This window comes from Brevundimonas sp. (assembly GCF_036659295.1).
GTDB lineage: Bacteria > Pseudomonadota > Alphaproteobacteria > Caulobacterales > Caulobacteraceae > Brevundimonas.
Genome location: NZ_JAVXCU010000150.1, coordinates 1 through 2,465, shown reverse-complemented (window position 1 = coordinate 2,465; position 2,465 = coordinate 1). Strand labels below are relative to the sequence as shown.

Annotated in this window: 3 protein-coding genes; all 3 read right to left on the bottom strand. The window is 59.6% G+C overall.

Going from position 1 to position 2,465, the window contains the following annotated elements; all coding sequences use genetic code 11:
- On the bottom strand, positions 1 to 622 hold a 622-nt coding region (locus RSB01_RS13970; RefSeq protein WP_332625739.1), incomplete at its 3' end, for a carotenoid oxygenase family protein.
- A 73-nt stretch (positions 623 to 695) separates the two neighbouring features.
- Positions 696 to 1,652 carry a helix-turn-helix domain-containing protein gene (locus RSB01_RS13965; protein WP_332591833.1) on the bottom strand — a complete coding sequence of 319 codons (957 nt, stop codon included), beginning with the start codon at positions 1,650 to 1,652 and terminating at the stop codon, positions 696 to 698.
- Between the two features lie 119 nt (positions 1,653 to 1,771).
- A partial coding sequence (locus RSB01_RS13960; protein WP_332625737.1) for a TonB-dependent receptor occupies positions 1,772 to 2,465 on the bottom strand: 694 nt, incomplete at its 5' end.

Sequence of the window (2,465 nt, the reverse complement as noted above, 5' to 3'; positions counted from 1 at the left end):
CGATCACGCCGTAATGCATGTACGGCGCGTGCTTGGAATAGTTGAAGAACAGCATCTCGCCGGTGCGTTCATCGGTCTTGGGGTGGGCCGAAACACCATCCAGCGGCACCCATGAGGCAACGCCCAGTTGCTCCATCGTTTCGGGGTCCAGCATGTAGGCTTCGCCACACTGGTAGAAGGTGGAAACAGCCTTGCCGTTGTGGATCACCACGTCGGTCGAGGATGAATCCTTCAGGCCTTCATGTGCGCCGAAACCGGGGCGTTTGGAGGTGCCAGGACCATCCTGAATGCCGCCCCAGAGTGCACCCTCGGCGATCTGTTCGGCGACAAAACCGCGCGTGCGGATAAAGCGGTTCCGGTAGTCGGCCTTGCCGTCCTTGATATCGATCTGGTGCAGCATGCCGTCACCGTCAAACGGGTGATAACGGCCCAGCGGCTGATGCAGGGGGTTCTCGGTATTCCGAAGATAAACCCCGTCGATATCGGTAGGAATGGCCCCTTCGATCACGTCCAGATCAAGGGCCGTGACCTCTTCCCACTGCGGGGTCCATGCACCCGTCATATACGGATGGTTGGTGGCACCCAGCGAAGTTTTAACAGGCTCAAGACGTTCGAGTTTCATCACAGCCCCATTGGTTGATGGAGTGAGCGTAACTCTGTGCGTACTGTTATGCAAGTGACTTTGCCGGTTGGGCTCAAAGCCCCGAAAGGCTCTCGCGTGTCAGTTCCTCGCCACAGTGTGAGCAGGTCAGAAGGGGGGTGATTATGCCGCCGCAGGGCTTGTGCCGGATATATTCGGGAGGACCAGCAGAATCGGACATCCAGCGCCCGCCCCAGCGCACCAGTTCGAGAACCAGCGGGAACAGATCAAGGCCCTTGGGCGTCAGCTTGTACTCGTAGCGGACAGGGCTGTCCTGATACTGGCTCTGTTCGAGTATCCCCAGCGAGACCAGTCGGGCCAGTCGCTCGGACAAGATGTTGGTGGCGACACCCAAAGCCTGCTGGAATTCGCTGAAACGACGATGCCCGTAGAATGCACCGGCGATGACGTGGGCAATCCAGCGGTCACCAAGGACTTCGATAGAGCGTTCAATCATGGCGTGGGTGCCGCTATTGATCTCGACCGTAGAGCGGCGCTGGGCGCGGGCCTTGGGCGCAGGCTCCATACCGGCACCGGGACCGGGTTCGCCAATCGTATCGCGCGCGATGATCTCCATGCGGCAATGGTTGCAGCGGCACTCGGGGATGAAGTCGTGCCCGCAGCTGTGCTTCATATTGTGGGCGGGGACCTTGGGATCAAAGTGCCAGCGCTTTTCCCAGCGGATGATCATCATGCTAGGGCCAAACAGGTCGCGGCCCATTTCGGTCAGAAGGTATTCGTCGCGCGGAGGGCGTTCGCAATAGCGGCTGCGGACCAGCACACCGGCAGTTTCCAGACGACGCAGGCGGTCGGTCAGCAAACTGCGGGCGATACCGATTCCCGACTGGAAGTCCTCGAAGCGGGTTACACCGGCAAAGGCACTGCTGCTGATCATCAGTGTCCAGCGATCACCCAGCAGATTTAGCGCCCGCGAGGCGGAGCTGGCAGCGATCAGACGGTGGGCTTCCGCTGCTTCCCTGGAGGTGTTGGCGGTCGAATTATCAGCAGTCATAGTGTCCTTCGGGCTTGCCCCTATGCTGGACCCTTATTGGCCCGGGCTCCGGAGTCAAGAAAGGGGGCAGGTCGTCTCCGACCCGCCCCCGAGTATCATGGGTTGGAATAGGATCGTGCCTAGTAACGAACCGCCAGACGTACGCCATAAGTCTTGGGTGCGCCGAACAGGGAGACTTCGTCGCCTACGAACGGGATGACGCTGGTGCGATACAGGGTGTCACCCATATTGCGGCCCCATACCGTCAGGCTCCATCGGCCATCTTCCGAGGCGACACCGATACGGCCGTTCATTTGGCCATAACCGGCTTCGCGGTTGGTGCTTTCAGGGCCCCAGAACATCATGTCCTGATAGGAGTAGTTACCCGCGGCGATGAAGTTCAGCTTGTCATTGATCGGCAGATTGACGTCTGCGCCGACCGAGTACTGATACTCTGGCGTGCGCTGGATGCGGTGGCCGCTATAGTCTGTGCCACGCAGCGGATCGATATATTCTTCATATTCTGCATCGATCAGCGAGCCGGAGGCTGACAGGGTTAGCCAGCTGGTTGCGCGGGCCTTCACTTCGAATTCCAGACCTTGAATCACAGCGTCGGCGGCATTGGCGACAACCAGTGTCAGCGACACGTCGTCCAGCAGTTCAACCTGCAGGTCTTCGAAATCGGTGCGGAAGGCGGCCAGATTGGTGCGCAGACGACCGTTCAGCCAGTCAGCCTTTATGCCGACTTCCCAGCTGGTGGCATGTTCCGGATCATAGGACTTGTTGGCCGCTATTGCGTCCGGCGCAGCCCCTTGCCAGCCTCCGCCCTTATAG